Origin of the sequence: Streptomyces europaeiscabiei (assembly GCF_036346855.1) — a bacterium.
In the GTDB taxonomy this organism is placed as follows: domain Bacteria; phylum Actinomycetota; class Actinomycetes; order Streptomycetales; family Streptomycetaceae; genus Streptomyces; species Streptomyces europaeiscabiei.
The window spans coordinates 1,783,970-1,804,436 of the sequence record NZ_CP107841.1; the positions used below are offsets into that span (position 1 = coordinate 1,783,970).

General features: G+C 69.5%; 15 protein-coding genes and 1 rRNA gene. 8 read left to right on the forward strand and 8 right to left on the reverse strand.

What is annotated here, in order from left to right:
* Nucleotides 1-209: 209 nt before the first annotated feature.
* Nucleotides 210-1,735 (reverse strand): 16S ribosomal RNA (locus tag OG858_RS07585).
* Nucleotides 1,736-2,299: 564 nt separating this feature from the next.
* Here OG858_RS07585 and OG858_RS07590 point away from each other — a divergent pair.
* Together OG858_RS07590 and ptsP are read left to right on the forward strand one after the other, a co-directional pair.
* Nucleotides 2,300-2,749, forward strand: coding sequence for a PTS sugar transporter subunit IIA (locus OG858_RS07590; RefSeq protein WP_086746082.1), 450 nt, complete (start codon nt 2,300-2,302; stop codon nt 2,747-2,749).
* A gap of 81 nt (nt 2,750-2,830) precedes the next feature.
* Nucleotides 2,831-4,501 carry a phosphoenolpyruvate--protein phosphotransferase gene (ptsP, locus tag OG858_RS07595; RefSeq protein ID WP_319067428.1) on the forward strand — a complete coding sequence of 557 codons (1,671 nt, stop codon included), beginning with the start codon at nt 2,831-2,833 and terminating at the stop codon, nt 4,499-4,501.
* A 63-nt stretch (nt 4,502-4,564) separates the two neighbouring features.
* On the opposite strand, the gene OG858_RS07600 is transcribed toward ptsP, so the two are convergent.
* Together OG858_RS07600 and OG858_RS07605 are read right to left on the reverse strand one after the other, a co-directional pair.
* Entirely contained in the window at nt 4,565-5,473 is a 909-nt protein-coding gene (locus OG858_RS07600) for a hypothetical protein (protein WP_319067427.1), read from the reverse strand.
* Nucleotides 5,474-5,553: 80 nt separating this feature from the next.
* Nucleotides 5,554-7,521, reverse strand: coding sequence for an acetoacetate--CoA ligase (locus OG858_RS07605; protein WP_086746079.1), 1,968 nt, complete (start codon nt 7,519-7,521; stop codon nt 5,554-5,556).
* A 214-nt stretch (nt 7,522-7,735) separates the two neighbouring features.
* On the opposite strand from OG858_RS07605, the gene OG858_RS07610 reads away from it, so the two are divergent.
* Nucleotides 7,736-10,102 carry a glycoside hydrolase family 31 protein gene (locus tag OG858_RS07610; protein WP_319319431.1) on the forward strand — a complete coding sequence of 789 codons (2,367 nt, stop codon included), beginning with the start codon at nt 7,736-7,738 and terminating at the stop codon, nt 10,100-10,102.
* A gap of 56 nt (nt 10,103-10,158) precedes the next feature.
* Here the strand turns inward: OG858_RS07610 and OG858_RS07615 are convergent, their stop codons facing one another.
* Nucleotides 10,159-10,695: an NUDIX domain-containing protein gene (locus OG858_RS07615; protein WP_086746077.1), complete on the reverse strand. Its 537-nt coding sequence runs from the start codon at nt 10,693-10,695 to the stop codon at nt 10,159-10,161.
* A gap of 260 nt (nt 10,696-10,955) precedes the next feature.
* On the opposite strand from OG858_RS07615, the gene OG858_RS07620 reads away from it, so the two are divergent.
* The 5 genes from OG858_RS07620 to glpK all read left to right on the forward strand — a co-directional run bounded on the left by OG858_RS07620 (nt 10,956) and on the right by glpK (nt 15,775).
* Entirely contained in the window at nt 10,956-11,381 is a 426-nt protein-coding gene (locus OG858_RS07620; RefSeq protein WP_086746076.1) for a Zn-ribbon domain-containing OB-fold protein, read from the forward strand.
* On the forward strand, nt 11,378-12,568 hold the full coding sequence (locus OG858_RS07625) for a lipid-transfer protein (RefSeq protein WP_086746078.1): 1,191 nt from the start codon (nt 11,378-11,380) through the stop codon (nt 12,566-12,568). The genes OG858_RS07620 and OG858_RS07625 overlap by 4 nt, the downstream gene beginning before the upstream one ends.
* A gap of 235 nt (nt 12,569-12,803) precedes the next feature.
* Entirely contained in the window at nt 12,804-13,133 is a 330-nt protein-coding gene (locus tag OG858_RS07630; RefSeq protein ID WP_086746075.1) for a hypothetical protein, read from the forward strand.
* 288 nt (nt 13,134-13,421) lie between these two features.
* Complete coding sequence (locus OG858_RS07635; RefSeq protein WP_086746074.1) at nt 13,422-14,207, forward strand: MIP/aquaporin family protein; 786 nt, start codon at nt 13,422-13,424, stop codon at nt 14,205-14,207.
* A 47-nt stretch (nt 14,208-14,254) separates the two neighbouring features.
* Nucleotides 14,255-15,775, forward strand: a complete 1,521-nt coding sequence (gene glpK / locus OG858_RS07640) for a glycerol kinase GlpK (protein ID WP_319067424.1) — start codon at nt 14,255-14,257, stop codon at nt 15,773-15,775.
* Between the two features lie 128 nt (nt 15,776-15,903).
* Here glpK and OG858_RS07645 read toward each other — a convergent pair whose 3' ends face one another.
* From OG858_RS07645 to OG858_RS07660, 4 genes are read right to left on the reverse strand one after another with little or no spacing between them, the layout of a single operon-like run.
* Nucleotides 15,904-16,509, reverse strand: coding sequence for a GTP-binding protein (locus OG858_RS07645; RefSeq protein ID WP_086752554.1), 606 nt, complete (start codon nt 16,507-16,509; stop codon nt 15,904-15,906).
* Nucleotides 16,510-16,566: 57 nt separating this feature from the next.
* Nucleotides 16,567-16,962 carry a DUF742 domain-containing protein gene (locus OG858_RS07650; RefSeq protein WP_005485618.1) on the reverse strand — a complete coding sequence of 132 codons (396 nt, stop codon included), beginning with the start codon at nt 16,960-16,962 and terminating at the stop codon, nt 16,567-16,569.
* 9 nt (nt 16,963-16,971) lie between these two features.
* On the reverse strand, nt 16,972-17,409 hold the full coding sequence (locus OG858_RS07655; protein ID WP_037701234.1) for a roadblock/LC7 domain-containing protein: 438 nt from the start codon (nt 17,407-17,409) through the stop codon (nt 16,972-16,974).
* The gene (locus OG858_RS07660) at nt 17,406-20,282 is read right to left on the reverse strand and encodes a nitrate- and nitrite sensing domain-containing protein (RefSeq protein WP_327743550.1); all 2,877 of its coding nucleotides are present in this window, start codon (nt 20,280-20,282) and stop codon (nt 17,406-17,408) included. Before OG858_RS07660 ends, OG858_RS07655 begins: the two co-directional genes overlap by 4 nt.
* Nucleotides 20,283-20,467 lie beyond the last annotated feature (185 nt).

The window sequence follows — 20,467 nt, forward strand, 5'->3', positions numbered from 1 at the left end:
GGCCATACCCTCAGACACCCAACAGCGTGCCCGACCGGTCCTCGTCCAGAGATCATGCTTTCCACACTCTTACGAGCAGTACTCACAGCCTCCGGCCCGTGAACCGGCCGAATAATCAACGTTCCACCCTGAGCTAACCAGCATCAGACGTTCGCTGATGATCTGGCCTCTGACCTCACCCCGAAGAGTTCGGTAGAAGTGCTCCTTAGAAAGGAGGTGATCCAGCCGCACCTTCCGGTACGGCTACCTTGTTACGACTTCGTCCCAATCGCCAGTCCCACCTTCGACAGCTCCCTCCCTTACGGGTTGGGCCACCGGCTTCGGGTGTTACCGACTTTCGTGACGTGACGGGCGGTGTGTACAAGGCCCGGGAACGTATTCACCGCAGCAATGCTGATCTGCGATTACTAGCAACTCCGACTTCATGGGGTCGAGTTGCAGACCCCAATCCGAACTGAGACAGGCTTTTTGAGATTCGCTCCGCCTCACGGCTTCGCAGCTCATTGTACCTGCCATTGTAGCACGTGTGCAGCCCAAGACATAAGGGGCATGATGACTTGACGTCGTCCCCACCTTCCTCCGAGTTGACCCCGGCAGTCTCCTGTGAGTCCCCATCACCCCGAAGGGCATGCTGGCAACACAGAACAAGGGTTGCGCTCGTTGCGGGACTTAACCCAACATCTCACGACACGAGCTGACGACAGCCATGCACCACCTGTACACCGACCACAAGGGGGCGACCATCTCTGGCCGTTTCCGGTGTATGTCAAGCCTTGGTAAGGTTCTTCGCGTTGCGTCGAATTAAGCCACATGCTCCGCTGCTTGTGCGGGCCCCCGTCAATTCCTTTGAGTTTTAGCCTTGCGGCCGTACTCCCCAGGCGGGGAACTTAATGCGTTAGCTGCGGCACCGACGACGTGGAATGTCGCCAACACCTAGTTCCCACCGTTTACGGCGTGGACTACCAGGGTATCTAATCCTGTTCGCTCCCCACGCTTTCGCTCCTCAGCGTCAGTAATGGCCCAGAGATCCGCCTTCGCCACCGGTGTTCCTCCTGATATCTGCGCATTTCACCGCTACACCAGGAATTCCGATCTCCCCTACCACACTCTAGTCTGCCCGTATCGAATGCAGACCCGGGGTTAAGCCCCGGGCTTTCACATCCGACGCGACAGACCGCCTACGAGCTCTTTACGCCCAATAATTCCGGACAACGCTCGCGCCCTACGTATTACCGCGGCTGCTGGCACGTAGTTAGCCGGCGCTTCTTCTGCAGGTACCGTCACTTTCGCTTCTTCCCTGCTGAAAGAGGTTTACAACCCGAAGGCCGTCATCCCTCACGCGGCGTCGCTGCATCAGGCTTTCGCCCATTGTGCAATATTCCCCACTGCTGCCTCCCGTAGGAGTCTGGGCCGTGTCTCAGTCCCAGTGTGGCCGGTCGCCCTCTCAGGCCGGCTACCCGTCGTCGCCTTGGTGAGCCGTTACCTCACCAACAAGCTGATAGGCCGCGGGCTCATCCTTCACCGCCGGAGCTTTCCACACTCATCGGATGCCCGAAAGTGTTGTATCCGGTATTAGACCCCGTTTCCAGGGCTTGTCCCAGAGTGAAGGGCAGATTGCCCACGTGTTACTCACCCGTTCGCCACTAATCCCCACCGAAGTGGTTCATCGTTCGACTTGCATGTGTTAAGCACGCCGCCAGCGTTCGTCCTGAGCCAGGATCAAACTCTCCGTGAATGTTTACCCGTAATCGGGTCGACACCACGAGAGCGGAACAGTCAGGCGGAATAAGCCCGACCGTTCACAGCGTCCTCGCTGTGTTTTACTTCAAAGGAACCTCGACCACCGAAAAGTTTCGGCGGACGGGGTATCAACATATCTGGCGTTGATTTTTGGCACGCTGTTGAGTTCTCAAGGAACGGACGCTTCCTTTGTACTCACCCAAGATTTCCTGGGCTTTTCTCCGGGCGCTTCCCTTCGGTGTTCCAAACTCTATCAGTGTTTTTCCGGCCCCCTGACCACCATCCTGCAGACATGCAGAAGGTGACCCCGAGATGGGATCTGAACGAGTTTGGTACTGCCGGGCACACAGACACAAAGTGTCAGTCACCCCCAGGCAGGAGTACGACTGTACATGGGGCCACAGAGCAGGTGCAAATCGCCTGGAGGGGTGGTCTAGACCTCTAGTGCGAAGCTATCGTGCGGAGCGGGTACTTCATCTGACCTACCCTGCTGATCAGCGCGCCGTCCGGGACAATCAGTGACGGTGTCCATAGAGATCTCCACCCTGGGAGGCTTCCCATGACCACCGTGACGTCCCCTCTTGCAGGACGCGCCATCGGACTGGCCGCCGTACCGGACCCCGTCTTCTCGGGAGCGATGGTCGGCCCGGGCACGGCCATCGACCCCGTGCGCGAGGCAGGGGAGGCTGTCTCCCCCCTGGACGGAGTCATCGTCTCGCTGCACCCACATGCGTTCGTCGTGGTCGACAGTGAGGGGCACGGAGTGCTGACTCACCTCGGTATCGACACCGTGCAGCTGAACGGTGAGGGCTTCGAGCTGCTCGTCAACAAGGGCGACACCGTGCAGCGGGGTCAGGCCGTGGTCCGCTGGGACCCCGCCGCCGTCGAGGCCGCGGGCAAGTCACCGGTCTGCCCCGTCGTGGCCCTGGAGGCCACGGCCGACTCCCTCTCCGAGCTCCGCGAGGACGGCGACGTGAAGGCAGGCGGCACGCTCTTCGGCTGGCAGTGACGTCAGGGCCGTATCGGACCGCAAGTTCCACAACCACGGCGGCGGCGACGCTCGCCGCCGCATTAGTCGGAGACAGGTGAAATGGAGACAACGCTGCGAGGCGTCGGTGTGAGCCACGGTGTGGCTATCGGCGAGGTTCGCCATATGGGAACGGCGGTGCTGGAGCCGCCCGCCAAGCAGATCCCGGCGGAGGACGCGGAGCGAGCACAGGGGCGCGCCCGCAAGGCGGTGGATGCGGTGGCCGCCGATCTGATCGCGCGCGGCAACCTCGCCGGAGGCGAGGCCCAGGCCGTGCTGGAGGCCCAGGCCCTGATGGCCCAGGACCCTGAGCTGATGGCAGACGTGGACCGACGTATCGCCGTGGGGAGCACGGCGGAGCGTGCCGTCTACGACGCCTTCGCCGCGTACCGCGCGCTGCTGGCGGGGGCGGGCGAGTACCTCGCGGGTCGCGTGGCCGACCTCGATGATGTGCGGAATCGCATCGTCGCCCGGCTGCTCGGGGTTCCCATGCCGGGGGTGCCGGACAGCGACGAGCCGTATGTCCTCATCGCCCGTGACCTGGCGCCCGCGGACACCGCGCTGCTCGACCCGACACTCGTCCTCGGCTTCGTCACCGAGGAGGGCGGACCGACCAGCCACAGCGCGATTCTGGCGCGGGCGCTCGGCGTGCCGGCCGTGGTCGCGCTGCCGGGGGCCGGGGAGCTTGCCGAGGGCACGATCATCGCCGTGGACGGCAGCACCGGTGAGATCTTCGTGAACCCGAGTACGGAGAAGAAGGCCGAGCTGGAAGCCGCCGCGGCTGCGCGGAAGGCAGCGCTGGCGGCGTCGAGCGGGCCGGGCGCGACCTCCGACGGGCACAAGGTTCCGCTGCTGGCCAATGTCGGCGGTCCCGCTGACGTGCCGGCGGCCGTGGAGGCCGGGGCCGAGGGTGTCGGGCTGTTCCGTACCGAATTCCTCTTCCTGGACGACAGCAAGACGGCGCCGTCCGAGGAGAAGCAGGTCGAGGCGTACCGGAAGGTGTTGGAGGCCTTCCCCGAGGGGCGTGTGGTCGTGCGGGTGCTCGACGCCGGCGCCGACAAACCGCTGGAGTTCCTGACCCCGGCCGATGAGCCGAACCCGGCGCTCGGTGTGCGCGGGCTGCGGACGCTGCTCGACCACCCTGATGTGCTGCGGACACAGCTGACGGCGCTCGCCAAGGCCACCGAGGGCCTGCCGGTCTACCTCGAGGTCATGGCGCCGATGGTCGCGGACCGCACGGACGCCAGGGCGTTCGCCGACGCGTGCCGTGAGGCGGGGCTGCGGGCCAAGTTCGGTGCCATGGTGGAGATCCCGTCGGCGGCGCTGCGGGCGAGGTCGATCCTGCAGGAGGTCGAGTTCCTCTCGCTGGGGACCAACGACCTCGCGCAGTACACGTTCGCGGCCGACCGGCAGGTGGGCGCGGTGTCCCGGCTGCAGGACCCGTGGCAGCCCGCGCTGCTCGACCTGGTCGCGCTGTCCGCCGAGGCGGCCAAGGCCGAGGGCAAGAGTTGTGGTGTCTGCGGTGAGGCGGCTTCGGATCCACTGCTCGCGTGTGTGCTGACCGGTCTGGGTGTCACCTCCCTTTCCATGGGCGCGGCGTCGATTCCGTATGTGCGGGGGACGCTGGCGAAGTACACGCTGGCTCAGTGCGAGCGTGCCGCGGCCGCCGCGCGGGCGGCGGACACGGCCGAGGAGGCTCGCAGCGCGGCGCAGGCGGTGCTGTCGGGCGAGTAGCTCGCGACGGTCAGTCGCTGTCGAGGGGCGCTCCGCCTTTGGGTGGGGCGCCCCTCGCCCGTTTCAGTGGACGTGTCCTTCCGTGGACGGGCCTCCCCTGCCGATGTCGTCCCCGAGGTCGGGTGGGGTGCAGTAGTCGACGCCGGACTCCGGGGAGACGAGGTCTCCGGATTCCATGTCGGTGCAGTAGGCGTCGAAGACCTCCCCCGCGGTGAGAGGTTCGAGGCGTTCGCCGCGCAGGCGCCAGCCGTAGACGCGGTCCGTCGTGTCCGGGGCGGTGGTGCGCATGACGAGTCCGCCGGGGCTTCGGGTGGCGATGCCGAGGGCGAGGACCGTGGCGAACTCCAGGGCTTCGGACTCGTCGAGCTGGGTGGCTCCTTCGTCGATCCGGTCGGCGTGGAGGACGGCGGCCAGTGCTTGGGGCTTGGCAGACACGCTGCACACGAGATGGCGTTCGCCGGGGTCGGCCGTGTCGAGGATGCGCTTGAGCAGCTGCATGGCGCGGGCGAAGGCGGCCCGTCCGATGTCCTCGCCGCAGGAGGCGCAGTCGCCGATCTGGGCGAGGAGTGTGGTGGCGTACTCCCAGGTGGCGAGGCGGACGGCTTCGTCGATCAGGTCGGGGACGAGCTCGGAGAAGGGCTGGCCTTCATAGGGGACGGCGGCGCCGGTGGCCGCCAGTTCGGCGGTGAAGCGGGTGCGGCTGGACGGGGTGTCCGGTTCGAGGCCGGTGTCGGCGCAGAACTCGGCGTACTCCTCCGGGTCGAAGAGGGCGACCGTGGTGTGGTTGCCCTGCGCGGCGAGTGTCCTGAGCAGGGCTTCGACCTGGCGGAGGTAGGTCGTGTGGTCGTCGAAGGCGAAGCTGCTGTAGCGCCGCATCGCGGTGAAGTCGTGCTCGTCGGCCAGCAGTCCGATGGTGCCCGCGATCTCACGGCGCAGGACCCGTCGCGGGCTCTGTTGGCTGGTGTGCGTCATGTCTTCCCCCTGTGCGAGCAGTCGATCAATGCTCACTCACAGTAATCGGGGGTACTGACAACGCGGTCGCGTGCGGGTGTTCAGGCTCGTTTGCGGGCCAGGTCCTCGTAGAAACGCAGGAGGTCGAGGTTGTCGATGGAGCCGGGGTTGACCGCCTTTTCCAAGGGGGTGCCCTGGAGGAGCCGTTTGACGGGGACCTCGATGCGTTTGCCGGTGAGGGTGTGCGGGACTCCGGGGACTTCGATGACCTCGTCGGGGATGTGGCGCGGTGAGAGGTGTTCCCGGATGGTCTGCTTGATGCGGCCGAGGAGTGCCTCGTCGAGGGTCGCGCCCGGGGCGAGTTGGACGAAGAGGGGCATCCAGTAGCCGCCGTCGGCCTGTTCGATGCCGATGACGAGGGATTCCTTGATCTCGGGGAGTCGTTCCACGGCTTCGTAGATGTCGGCCGAGCCCATGCGGACGCCCTGCCGGTTGAGGGTGGAGTCGGAGCGGCCGTGGATCACGACGGAGCCTCGGGAGGTGAGGGTGATCCAGTCGCCGTGGCGCCAGACGCCGGGGTAGGTGTCGAAGTAGCTGTCGTGGTAGCGGGTGCCGTCGGGGTCGTTCCAGAAGTGGATCGGCATGGACGGCATGGGGTTGGTGACGACGAGTTCGCCGACCTCGTCGACGAGGGGTTTGCCGCTGGGGTCCCAGGACTGGAGGTCGGTGCCGAGGCCGGGGGCCTGGAGTTCGCCGATGTGGACCGGGAGTGTGGGGACGGCTCCGGCGAAGCAGGAGCACACGTCGGTGCCGCCGCTGACGGAGGCGATCCACAGGTCCTCGCGGACCTCGTCGTGGAGCCAGCGGAAGCCGTCGGGCGGGAGCGGGGAACCGGTGGTGCCGACGCACTGGACGCGGGAGAGGTCGTAGTCGCGGCCCGGGTGGATGCCGGCCTTGCGGCAGGCCATGACGTAGGCGGCGGAGGTGCCGAAGAGGGTGGCGCCGGTGCTTTCGGCGACGGCCCACTGGGCGCCGGTGTCGGGGTAGCCCGGGCTGCCGTCGTACAGGACGACGGTGGTGCCGGTGAGGAGGCCGGAGACGAGGAAGTTCCACATCATCCAGCCGGTGGAGGTGTACCAGAAGAAGCGGTCGTCGGGGCCGAGGTCGCAGTGCAGGCCGAGCTGCTTGAGGTGTTCGACCAGGATGCCGCCCTGGGACTGGACGATGGCCTTGGGGAGGCCGGTGGTGCCGGAGGAGTAGAGCACCCACAGGGGGTGGTCGAACGGGACCTGATCGAAGGTCGGCGGCACGTCCGCGGAGGTCAGGGCGGACCACTCCAGGGCGCCCTCGGGGGCCTCGGTGCCGAGGACGGGGATGTGGACGACGGCCCGCAGGGTGGGCAGTTCGCGGCGGAGTTCGGCGACGGTGTCGCGGCGGTCGTGTTCCTTGCCGCCGTAGCGGTAGCCGTCGACGGTGAACAGGACCACGGGTTCGACCTGCTGGAAGCGGTCGAGGACGCTGCGGGCGCCGAAGTCCGGGGCGCAGGAGGTCCAGACACCGCCGACGGCGGCCGTGGCGAGGAGGGCGACGACGGCCTGCGGGATGTTCGGGAGGTAGCCGCTGACGCGGTCTCCGGGGCGTACGCCGAGGGCCCTGAGTTCGGCGGTGAGGGAGCCGACCTGGCGGCGCAGCTCGGTCCAGGTCACGGGGCGCGGTTCGTGGGTCTCGTCGACGTGGAGCAGGGCCGGTTCGTCGGCGCGGGTGTCGGCGGCGCGCAGGGCGTGTTCGGCGTAGTTGAGGGTGGCTCCGGGGAACCACTCGGCGCCGGGCATGGCGCGATCGCCGAGTACGCGCGCGTAGGGGGTGGAGAACCGTACGTCGAACCACTCGGTGACGGCCGTCCAGAACGTCTCGAGTTCGTCGACGGACCAGCGGTGCAGCGCCGGGTATCCGCCCTCGGCGGGGGCTCCGTGGTGTTCGGCCGCCCAGCTCTGGAACTCGGTGATCTTGGCCCGGGCGATGCGTGCCGCGTCGGGCTGCCAGAGCGGCGAGGGGTTCGCTGAGGTCATGTGGCGGCTCCCGGGACTGTGCGCGTGGTGTGCGGCGGGCGCGCACGGGCAGGGGTGTGCGCGTGACGCGGCTGACACGGACGATGCCATGTGATCGACTTCCGCACCAGGGTGAGCCGCTGATGGACGGCTGCGTGAACATGTGCTGTCACCACGGGTGAACGGTAGTTGAACGGCTCACACGAATGGGCCGGGCAGTGGCAGGGTGAGCAGCATGGACGGTCGTGACCTGGTGCGTTCGGTGAAGGCGATCGGTTCGGCGGGGGTGGCTCAGGGGCTGCGGACCGTGCGGGCCGCGTGGCGCAGGAGGCGTGCCGACGCCGCCGGTCTGCCGGCGCGGGGCGCCGAGCGGGCTCGGGTGCCCGGGCCGGTCGTGGATGTGGAACCGGGCCCCGGTGGCGGGATCGTCCGGTTCGGCCGGTCCGCGCTGAGAGTCACCGTCGACGTGAACGGGGCGGTCTTCTGGGGCTGGGACGGGGCCGGTCCGGAGCCCTCGTACGCGCTCGCGGGCCGGTGCCCCGAGCCGGATCCGCGGGCCGTTCTGGAGCCGGACAAGGACGGTGGCTGGCGGGTCGTGGCGGAGCGGGTGACGGTCGTGGTGTCGCGGCACGGCGCCGTCGAGGTGTGTACGCCCGGTGGAGTGACCCTGCGGCGTGATCTGCCGCCCCGGTGGTGGGAGCCGGTCGGCGGGGGCGAGGCACGGTGGGTGCAGCGCTCCGAGGTGGCGGCCGACGCGCGGTTCTTCGGATTGGGCGGCCGGGCGGCCGGCCCCCGGCTGCGTGGCGGAACATATCGGTTGTGGAACACGGACCCCGGTCATGCGTTCGCGCCGGGGGACGATCCGCTGTACCTGACGATGCCGGTGCAGATGGTGGTGGCCGACGCGGCCACACATCTGGTGTTCCACGACACGACGTGGGACGGCACGGTGACGCTGCGCGAGGGCGAGGAGGGCGCCGGGTCGGGGCACGACCGGGCCGGGACGTCGGAGCTGCGGATGGACGGGGGACCGCTGCGCTGTTGGGTGATCGTGGGCACCCCCGCGCGCGTGCTGCATGCCTGGGTCGCCCTCACGGGGGCTCCGGCGCTGCCGCCCGCGTGGGCGTTGGGGCATCATCACGCGCGGTGGGGCTTCGGGAGTGAGCAGGAGGTGCGGCGGATCGTCGCGGGCTACCGGGAGCACGCTCTGCCGCTGGACGCGATCCACCTGGACATAGACCATTACGACGCCCGTCAGGTGTTCACGGTGGACGAGGAGAGCTTCCCGAAATTGCCGGTTCTCGCCGACGAGTTGCGGCGCGACGGGATCCGGCTGGTGTCGATCGTCGACGCGGCGGTCAAGGCGCAGCCGGGCAACGCGGTGTACGACGGCGGGACGGCCGAGGACGCGTTCGTGCGGGATGCCTCCGGGCAGGTCGCCGAGGGGCTCGTGTGGCCCGGGGAGTCGGTCTTCCCGGACTTCACGCGTGCGCGTACGCGCACGTGGTGGGGCGGTCTCTACGAGGAGCGTCTGGCGCAGGGCTTCGCAGGGTTCTGGCACGACATGAACGAGCCGACGTCGTTCACGGCGTTCGGCGAGAACACGCTGCCCCGTTCGGTCCGGCACGATCTGGAGGGCCGGGGCGGCGATCATCGCGAGGCGCACAACGTGTACGCGCTGTGCATGGCCCGCGCCGCGTACGAGGGGCTGCGCCAGTTGGTACCCCAGGAGCGGCCGTTCGTCTTCTCGCGTTCCGGTTGGGCCGGCATTCAGCGTTACGGAGGGACGTGGTCCGGGGACGTGGCGACGGGCTGGCCCGGGTTGCGGGCGTCGCTCTCGCTGGTGCTGGGGCTGGGTCTGTGCGGGGTGCCGTACTCGGGTCCGGACGTGGGCGGGTTCGACGGGAGCCCGTCACCGGAGCTGTATCTGCGGTGGTTCCAGCTCGGCGCGTATCTGCCGCTGTTCCGTACACACGCGAGTCTGCGGGCGGGGCGCCGGGAGCCGTGGGAGTTCGGAAAGGAGACCGTCGGGCACGCGCGCGTGGCGCTCGTCGAGCGACGGCGGTTGCTGCCGTACTTCATGACGCTGGCCCATCTGGCGCGTCGTACGGGGGCGCCCTATGTGCGCCCGCTGTGGTGGGGTGCGCCCGAGGACCGGTCGCTGCGCGACTGCGAGGACGCGTTCCTGCTGGGTGACTGTCTGCTGGTGGCGCCGGTGCTGGATCCGGGTGCGGACCGGCGTACGGTGCAGCTGCCGCGGGGGCGCTGGTACGACACCGTGACCGGGCAGGCGTACGAAGGGCCGGGGCAGGCGCTCCTGGAAGCGCCTCTGTCGAGGATCCCGGTACTCGCACGCGCGGGTGCCGTGCTGCCGGTCCGGGGCGCCGACGGCGGCCTGGAGCTGGAGGCGTGGGCACCCGCGCGCGGGCGGACGGGTGGCGGGCTCGTGGTGCCGGACGCGGGCGACGGCTGGGACGAGCCCGAGGTCGAGCGGTACACGGCCCGCTGGGTGGGGCCGCGTGTGGTCGTGGAACGGGACGGGGACAAGGGTCCGGCCGAGCCTTCGTATCCCGTGCGGGTACGCGGGCTCGACCGGGAGTGAGCCGGGTTTCGGCTCGGAGATGGCTTCCGCTCAGATATGGCGGACGTGGGTTCGACTCAGATGTAGCGGCCGTCGAAGAACGCCTGGACGGCCAGGGTGTGCAGGGGGAAGGCGAGTTCGGTGGGTCGGCGCAGCAGGTGCCAGCCCTCCGTCTCGTCCGTTTCGACGGGCGGTGGCAGGGTGGCGGCCGAGCGCTCCGGGAGGAGCCCGAACAGCAGCAGATGACCGTCGGGTGAGCTCATGGCGTCGGCGAGGCGCACGTCGCGGTCGGCCACGCAGATGCCCGTCTCCTCCTTGAGTTCACGGGCGACGGCGTGCTTCCAGTCCTCCCGGTGGTCGATGAAGCCGCCGGGCAGGGCGGTGCCGCCGCGCGCGGGGGCGATGGTCCGTGTGATCACGACGAGGGCTGTGCCCTTGGTGTCGTACACGGGCTGGAGGGCCACCGCGACGGGGAGCGGATTGCGGTAGGCCACTGTGTGGCAGGCCTCGCAGGTGCGGGGCCAGCCGGACACGCCCTCTCCGTAGGGCGCTCCGCATCTCGAACAATGCGAGTCCGGTGCGGAGTTGGCGGGTGGGTGTTGATTCGCTGACACGCGGCGGACTGTATCCGATCATCAGCTCGTCGTCTTACCGGGGCGGGTCAATGCGCCACGCCGCAGAGCCCGTGGGTACACGGGGAGGGTCGGCCGGAACCACCCCCGTGGGCCCCGGCCGACCCTCCCGATACTGCGACGCGGGCGGGGCCTCGTTGGTTCTCCCGCGGCCTGCCCAATTCGAGACGGCCGTGGAAGAATTCTGACGGTCCATCAGATCTGTTCGCCGGGGAGGGACTTTGTCGCGAAGTCGCACACCTGTGGTCGCCGGATGGTTCACCGGGGAGGGCGAGCGGTTCCGGCTGCTCGGCACGCGCTGTTCGGCGTGCGCCTCGGTGTTCTTCCCCCGTGAGGACGCCTGTTGCCGCAACCCGGGCTGTCCGGGCGGTGACCTGCGCGAGGTCCCGCTGTCGCGCCGGGGCCGTGTGTGGTCGTACACCGACGGCCGGTACCGGCCTCCGTCACCCTACGTGTCCGATCCGGAACTTCCGTGGGAACCGTACGCGTTGATCGCTGTGGAACTGGCCGAGGAACGCCTCGTGGTGCTGGGACAGGCGGTTCCCGGGGTCACCGTCGCCGATCTGGCGGTGGGCATGGAGGTGGAGGTCGTCCCCGGTGTGCTGAACGAGGACGCGGAGACGACCTGGACGACGTGGCACTGGAGGCCGACGGGGGTGAGGGCATGACGGCCGAGGTGGCGGTGCTGGGCGCGGGTATGCACCCGTGGGGCAAGTGGGGGCGGAGTTTCGTCGAGTACGGGACGGCGGCGGCGCGTGCGGCGCTGACCGACGCGGGGGTCGACTGGCGGGACGTCGGCTCGATCGTCGGAGCGGACACGGTGCGTGGCGGCTATCCGGGCTATGTGGCGGGGGCGACCTTCGCGAAGGCGCTGGGCTGGCAGGGCGCCCGGGTCACGAGCGTGTACGCGGCCTGCGCCTCCGGGGCTCAGGCGGTCGGCACCGCGCGGGCCCAGATCCTCGCGGGCCTCGCGGACGTGGTGCTCGTCGTCGGTGCGGACTCGGCTCCGAAGGGATTCTTCCGGCCGGCCGGAGGGGACCGGGCGGACGATCCGGACTGGCTGCGGTTCCGGGTCCTCGGTGCCACCAACCCGACGTACTTCGGGCTGTACGCGCGGCGGCGGATGGCGGTGCACGGGGACACACCGGAGGACTTCGCGCGGGTCAAGGTCAAGAACTCCGCGTCTGGGGCGCTCAATCCGTTCGCGCGCTACCGCAAGCGGGTCACCGCCGACGAGGTCGCGGCCTCCGCCGTCGTCGCCGATCCGCTGCGGCTGCTGGACATCTGCGCGACCTCGGACGGGGGTGCGGCACTGGTGCTGTCGAGCATGGAGTTCGCGCGGCGGCACGGCGTGGCCGAACCCGTGCGGATACGGGCGGTGTCCACGGTGTCGCCCCGCTATCCCAACCCGGTGCTGGACCTGCCGGACATCGCCACGGACTCGGCGGTCGCGGTGGCACCGCCGGAGGAGGCGTTCCGGGCGTCGATCGCGCGGGCTGCGTACGAGGAGGCGGGCGTCGGGCCCGACGATCTCTCCTTCGCCGAGGTCTACGACCTGTCCACGGCGCTGGAGTTGCAGTGGTACGAGGACCTGGGGCTGTGCGGCGAGGGCGAGGCCGCGAAGCTGCTGAGGGACGGCGTGACGGCGCTGGGCGGACGTATACCGGTGAACGCCAGTGGGGGGCTGGCCTCCTTCGGAGAGGCGGTTCCGGCGCAGGCGATCGCCCAGGTGTGCGAGCTGGTGTGGCAGCTGCGGGGTGAGGCGACCGACCGGCAGGTCGAGGGGGCGCGGGTGGGCATCAGCGCCAACCAGGGGCTGTTCGGGCACGGGTCGGCGGTGGTCGCTGTTCGGTGATCGGCGCTCACTCATGCCCCCGGCCGCGTCGGCGGCGCGGTCGTGCGCCCGCGCATTCCTCGGACACGGAGGCCGGTACGAAGGCCGGTGACGTCCTCGCCCAGGCCCGCCGGGACCCCGGACTCGGCGGCCGGCCGGCCACATCGACGAGCCGGGCGGCGGCTCGCCGACCTGAGCGGCCCCCCGGTACGGCCGTGCTGCGGCATCCGCACGGGGGCAGGAGACCGCCCCGGGAGTGACCCTGGACGTCGTGTCGCCGTCGTACACACACGTGCCGCGGCCGGAGCTGCCGGAGGCGGTCGCCGTGCTCCTGGGCGAGGGCTGCGGGATCCTCGCGGACGGGGTCGGCGACGGTGACGTGCCCCTGCGGTTGCCCGTGGATCTCGGCCCCGACTCGGTCGGGCTGGACGCGTCGCCGCCGGGCGACCTGTGGCCGTGCGAGCGATTCGGTTCCTCCGTGCCCGCTCGTCCGGGCGAGGCCGCTGTCGCGTCGTGCCTCGCTCCGCCCGGTTCGGTGTCCGGTCGGCCCGGGTTCGGTCCAGCGCGGGGTGGGTGCGCCCCGTAGCCGCTCCCAACCGTTGCCGTCCGTGTTCTTGACGCCCCCTGGGTGCCGGTGAACACTTCCGGTGTCGGTCGGCATCGCCGTATTCGGGCCTCTTTGTGCACCACGCCGCTCGGGCTCCCGCCCGCGCAACGGGCCATCCCCGTGGGCGATTCGGCTGCGACGGCACGCTCGTCACGGACGCCGGGCGGGGCGCGGGATCTCCCTGCCTTCGGCTGAAGTAGCCATGGGAACGCACCCTGCACGGAAGGTCCGGGGTCGATCGCTCCGGGCCGGGGCCAAGGAGCCGCCATGAGCAACGGAGACATATTCGTCGGTGAGGTCATCGGTACGGCGATCCTGATTCTCTTCGGCGCCGGTGTGTGCGCCGCCGTCACCCTCAGGTTCTCGAAGGCGAGGGCGTCGGGCTGGATCGTCATCGCGTTCGGCTGGGGCTTCGCCGTGTTGGCGGGCGCCTACACCGCCGCTCCCCTGTCGGGCGGGCACCTCAATCCGGCGGTGACGCTGGGGATCGCGGTCGACACGGGAACCTGGGACAAGGTCTGGGTGTATCTGCTCGGCCAGTTGGTCGGCGCGATGCTCGGCGCGGTCCTCGCCTACCTCGTCTATCTCGCGCAGTTCCAGGCGAACGTCCGCGAGGAGGGCACCGCGGAGGCCACGGCGTCCGAACCGACGCCGACGCTCGGGATCTTCTCCACGATCCCGGAGATCCGGAACCCGGTCGCCAACCTGATCACGGAGATCATCGCGACGATCGCCCTGGTCCTGCCGATCCTCGCCCTCGGCCGGAACACGGGCATCGGCATCGGCCAGGTCCCGGGCGAAGAAGCCGGAATCTACGGCTCCGGCATCTCGGTCCTGCTGGTGTCCTTCCTGGTCGTCGGCATCGGTCTCTCCCTGGGCGGGCCCACCGGCTACGCGATCAACCCGGCCCGTGACCTCGGCCCGCGCATCGTGCACACCTTCCTGCCGATCCCGAACAAGGGCACCTCGGACTGGGGTTACGCCTGGATCCCGGTCGCCGGCCCCCTGATCGGTGGCGCCTTCGCGGGTCTCATCTACGACGCAGCCTTCTGACGCGACCGACATAAGACGTGAATCGACGTAAGACGTGAGGGGATGTCATGCCGGACAACGCCCAGAAGTACGTCGCCGCCATCGACCAGGGCACCACTTCGAGCCGCTGCATCATCTTCGACCACGGCGGCGCCATCGTCGCCGTGGACCAGCGTGAGCACCGCCAGATCTTCCCCAAACCGGGGTGGGTGGAGCACGACGCCACCGAGATCTGGTCGAAGGTGCAGGCGGTGGTGGCCGGGGCGATCGCCAAGGCGGGCCTGCGCGCGGAGCAGATCAGCGCGCTCGGCATCACCAACCAGCGCGAGACGACGGTCCTGTGGGACCGCACGACGGGCAAGCCCGTGCACAACGCGATCGTCTGGCAGGACACGCGTACCTCGGCGCTCTGCAACGAACTCGGCGGCACGGACGGGCAGGATCGTTTCCGTGAGCAGACCGGTCTACCGCTGGCCAGCTACTTCTCGGGTCCGAAGGCCACCTGGCTGCTCGACAACGTCCCCGGTCTCAGGGCCCGCGCCGAGCGCGGCGAGATCGCGTTCGGCACGATCGACTCCTGGCTGATCTGGAACCTGACCGGCGGTACGGACGGCGGCCGGCACGTCACCGACGTCACCAACGCCGGGCGCACCATGCTGATGAACCTGGAGACCCTGCAGTGGGACACCTCGATCCTCTCCGCGATGAACGTCCCGGAGGCGGTCCTGCCGGAGATCAGGTCCTCCGCCGAGGTGTACGGCACCGCCGTGGGCCCGCTCGCCGGCGTGCCCGTCGCGTCGGCGCTCGGAGACCAGCAGGCGGCGGTGTTCGGGCAGGCCTGCTACGACGTGGGCACGGCGAAGAACACGTACGGGACCGGCAGCTTCCTGCTCCTCAACACCGGGAACCGGCCTGTGCCGTCGAAGAACGGGCTGCTCACGACCATGGGGTACAAGATCGGCGGCGAGGCGCCGGTGTACTGCCTGGAGGGGTCGATCGCGATCACGGGGGCTCTGGTGCAGTGGTTCCGCGACCAGCTCGGCATCATCCGTACCGCCGACGAGATCGAGCCCTTGGCGGCGAGCGTCGACGACAACGGCGGAGCGTACATCGTGCCCGCGTTCTCGGGTCTGTTCGCCCCCTACTGGCGCTCGGACGCGCGTGGGGTCATCACCGGGTTGACGCGGTACGTCACGAAGGCGCATCTCGCGCGCGCGGTACTGGAGGCGACGAGCTGGCAGACGCGTGAGGTCGTCGACGCCATGTTCCAGGACTCCGGGGTGCGCATCACGACCCTCAAGGTCGACGGCGGCATGACCAGGAACAACCTGCTGATGCAGCACCAGGCGGACGTCCTGGACGTGCCGGTGATCCGGCCGCGGGTCTCGGAGACGACCTGCCTGGGTGCCGCGTACGCGGCCGGGCTCGCGACCGGGGTGTGGAACGATCTCGACGAGCTGAAGTCGCACTGGCGCAAGGACGTCGAGTGGACGCCGTCCATGGAGGCGTCCGCCCGTGACCGTGAATACCACAACTGGCGCAAGGCGGTGGAGAAGAGCCTCGGCTGGCACGAGGACGAAGTGCGCTGAGGACGACCACGTGAGCTGAGATCGAGGCACGCGTGGGTGTGTTCGTCCGCTCGGAACGCGGAACATGTCCACGCGCGCGTGTCATGAAGCAACGGCCCGTACCCCTGTCGGCGGGGGTACGGGCCGTGTCAGGTGATGGCGGGCTGGCGGTGCTCCGTCGCGTGCACCATCGCGTGGCGGACCACGGAGACCAGGACGTCCTTGACCGAGTCCCGTCGACGGGCGTCGCACAGCACGATCGGCACCTCGGGGTCGAGGTCGAGGGCCTGACGGACCGTCTCGGCGGGGTAACGTGCGGCGTCGTCGAAGCAGTTGACACCGATCACGAAGGGTATGGAGCGCCGCTCGAAGTAGTCGACGGCGGCGAAGCAGTCCTCCAGACGACGCGTGTCCACCAGCACCACCGCGCCCAGGGCACCGGAGGCCAGTTCGTCCCAGAGGAACCAGAAGCGGTCCTGGCCGGGGGTCCCGAACAGGTAAAGGACCAGGTCCTCGCGGAGGGTGATGCGCCCGAAGTCCATGGCGACGGTGGTGGTCGTCTTGCTCTCCACACCGCTGGTGTCGTCGACCGGGCGGCCCGCCTCGGTGAGCACCTCCTCGGTGCGCAGCGGCTTGATCTCGCTGACCGCGCCGACGCAGGTCGTCTTGCCCACGCCGAAACCGCCGGCCACGAGGATCTTGAGCGTGACGGGCTCGACCGGAGGTGTGCCGCGCTCAGTGCGCCCGAGGATCATCGGTCTTTCTCCTGCTGGATGGTTGGCTGTCACGTATCCACTCCGTTTCCACGCTGCTCAGAGCGCCCGGAGGCCGTTGATCACGTCGCGCAGAATGCTCTCGTCCACCAGCTCTGCCGGTGGGACGGGGCGGGTCACGTGGACGAGTTCCTCGTCCACGAGGTCTCCGACGAGTACGCGGACGACTCCGACGGGGAGGTCCAGGTCGGCGGCCAGTTCGGCCACCGACTGGGGGGTGTCACGGCAGAGCTCGACGATACGGACGTGTTCAGGGGAGAGGGAGTGGTCCTCCTCCGGGTCGTCGACGTGCGGTTCCGTGACGACCACGGCGATCAGGTCGAGGCGGTGCTGGATCGCGTGGTTGGTCCGGCCGCGTGTCATCGCGTACGGACGCACCACTGGCCCGGCCTCGTCGTCGAACCAGTGGCTTCTTCCCTGACCGTCTCGGCTCATGCCATCCCACTACCCGCCCTGGGGCACATCGGTGCGCGGGGCCGAGCCCAGGTGCACGCCGACCCGCTTGACGAGAAGGGTCATCTCGTAGGCGACCTGGCCGATGTCCGCGTCGGCGTCGGCGAGGACCGCGAGACAACTGCCGTCGCCGGCGGCCGTGACGAAGAGGAAGGCCTCGTCGAGTTCGACGACGGTCTGCCGGACGCTGCCCGCGTCGAAGTGACGGCCGACGCCCTTGGCGAGGCTGTGGAAGCCGGAGGAGACGGCGGCCAGGTGCTCGCTGTCCTCTCGGGTGAGGTCCTCGGAGACGCCCGTGGGCAGTCCGTCGCTGGAGAGCACCAGCGCCTTGCGGATGTTGGCGACACGCTGGACCAGGTCGTCCAGGAGCCAGTTCAGCTCCCCGGACGTGCCGGACGCGGTGTGCACTTCGGCCTTCGGTGCGGTCATCGACCGTCCCCCTTAGTCGTTCCTCTTGGTGCTGAGACGTCCTGGGCGTCGTCGCCCTCGGAGTTCTCCTCGCGGCCTTGCCGCCAGCCCCGTTGGAGCGAGGCCATACGGTTGCGTACCTCGTCGGCGTCGCGTTCGGAGGGATCCGAGCGCCGCTCCGGACGGGCACCCTCGCGTTCGGCACGCCGGTCGGGGCCTGCCTTCAACTGCGGTGCCAGGTTGGCCTGTCGGACGCGACGGGGCAGCGGGCCCGGAGCTGATTCTGCCTGGTCGTCCGTCGTGTCCGCACGCGGGGTCGGCGCGCCCACACCGTACTGCGAGGTCGTCGGGACCGCGCCACCCGCAGAGGTCGTACGGCGGCGCTGGGGCAGGGCGGGGCCCTCGTACCCGGCCGGGGGGAGGGTGCCGGCGCGGTGTGTCCCGGGGAGCGCGGCGGGGCCCGGGCGGTCGGTTCCGAGGTGGGCCGGCGGTTCGGTACGGTCGCCGCGCAGGGCGGTGAACGGCCGTGTGTCGGCGCTCCCCTCGGGGCCCGCCGTACGGCCCTGCTCGGGCTCGTCCTCCGCGTGCCTCGCCCTGGATCCGCTCACGGCGCGGCCGTGCGAGCTGACGAGGTGCGGGGTCCGGCGCTGCGGCAGCGGTACGGGGCCGAGCGTCGGGTCGGGGTCGGTGAGGGGCGACTGCTGCCCATCGCGGTCGCGTGCCGGCTGCTGCTGTTCTTCGGCGACGCCCGTGAGGGAACGGCGGGGCCCGAACAGTCCGCCCCGCCCGGCGTTCTCGTCGCCGAGGGCGCCCGGGAACCCGCCCGGGGACTCCAGGTCGACCGGTGCCTCCAGCTCGACCGGGCCGTCCAGGATGGCGGCGGAGAGCCCCGGAAGCCGGACCGGTACCTGGGAGAGTGCCGCGTTGCGCTCCTCCTCCAGCTCGGCCTCCCGGGTGGGGAGGGCGCGGTCGAGGCGGAAGCCGATGCCGTTGGTGTCGGGGACGTCGTCGGTGAGCAGGGCGTCGGGGATGAACAGGACGGCCGTGGTGCCGCCGTACGGGGAGGGCTGGAGGGAGACGCGGACCTTCTGCCGCTGGGCGAGCCGGCTGACCACGAAGAGACCGAGCCGGTCGGTGTCGGAGAGTTCGAAGTCGGGGGTCTCGGCGAGCTTGAGGTTGGCGTCGAGCAGAGCCTCGGCCGACATGCCGAGGCCCCGGTCGTGGATCTCCAGGGTGAAGCCGTTGGCGACGCGCTCGCCGAGCACCTGCACCGCGGTGTGCGGGGGCGAGAACACCGTGGCGTTCTCCAGGAGTTCGGCCACGAGATGGGTGAGGTCGGCGACGGCGGGGCCGGTCACGGCGACCCGGGGCAGCCGGCGGACCTCGATCCGCTCGTAGTCCTCGACCTCGGCGACGGCCGCACGGACGACGTCCATGAGCTGGATGGGCTTGCGCCACTGCCTGGACGGGGCGGCACCGGAGAGGATGACCAGGCCCTCGGCGTGCCGCCGCATACGGGTTGTCAGGTGGTCCAGGCGGAACAGGTCGGCGAGTTCGTCGGTGTCCTCGGTCCTGCGTTCCATGGTGTCGAGGAGGGTGAGCTGCTTGTGCAGCAGGACCTGGCTGCGGCGGGCGAGGTTGACGAAGACCTCGGAGATGCCGCTGCGGAGTTCGGACTGCTTGACGGCGGCCTCGACTGCTGCCCGCTGCAGGGTGTTGAGGGCCTGGCTGACCTCGCCGATCTCGTTCTTGTCGTACTCCAGGAGCGGCACCTCGGTCTCCACGTCGACCTGTTCGCCCGCGGCGAGCCGGCGCATCACGCTGGGCAGCCGCACCCCGGCGGTGTCGTGGGCCTCCTGGCGGAGCCTGCGCAGGTCGCGGATGAGGACCCGGCCGATGCGGACGGACATGAAGAGCGAGACGAGCAGGGCGAAGAGGCCGAGGACACCGGCGACGGCGGCCCTGAGGATGACGTTGGTGGCCAGCGGGCGGACGCGGTCCTGGTAACGGTCGCCCGCCTCGACGCTGAGGTCGCGGAGGTCCGCGAGCACGGGCTCGACCGCGGTGTCCCAGCTCTTCGCGGTGACACCGCGGGGCTTGCCCGGGTCGGAGGCGATGACGGCCTGTTCGACCGAGCGCAGAGGCGCGGTGCCGGCGTTCTTCCAGTAGCCGCCGATGCGGGCGCGCTCGGAGGAGGGCAGCTGCGCCAGGCTGATGTCGTACAGCAGGGTGCGCTGGGCGACAAGGTCGGAGAAGTCCCGGATCTCGTCCTTCGTGATCCGGCCCGTGACGAGCACGGAGCTGATGAGGGCGTCCTCACGGGAGAGGAGTTCACGGGCGCGGCCGACGTTGACCAGGGCGCGTCCCTGCTTGTCCATCTCCACGCTGTCTAGGGCGGGGAGGTTGGACAACAGCGCGAAGCACGGATCCACGAGGTTGTTGTAGTGGCCGAGGGCATCGGGGACGGTGACGGTGCCGCTCTCGACCGTGGTGCGCAGGGACGGCAGGCCGTCGAGGGCGTCCAGGATCGTCGTGAGCCGCAGTGAGGTGGCCTCGCCCATCTCGTCCCGCAGCTCGGAGTTCTGGGCGTGCTTACGGAACTCCTCCACGGCGGCGTCCGTGGCGGACCGGCTGCGGTCGAGTGCGTCGAGCGCCCCGGAGGCCCGGGGGGCGGCGAGGTAGACGAGGGTCTGGCGGCGTTCCTGTTGGAGAACACGGATGGTGTCCTCGATGGGGAAGCCGACTTCCTCGACGATGTCCGCCACCCTGAAGAGATCGCTCGCCTCACGGCCCGTCAGCACCGTGGCGAACGTCCAGACACCGGTCAGTGCCACCAGGGGCACGAGCAACAGCGCCACGATCTTCCGGCGGATCGATTTCCCGCGAAAGCGCATGGCCTCCCCCAGCTCGACCCCCGCCAGGCCCGGGGGCACACATGTGCGTCAACAAACGGCGTGAGCCTACTACCGACTCACACGTATCTCGAAGGGCCGGTCGGGTGCGCTGCGCACCCGAGGCGAACCAGACATGGGGAGTTGTCCGTCCATTGGGGGAGATTGCCTCCCCCTGTCGGGTACTT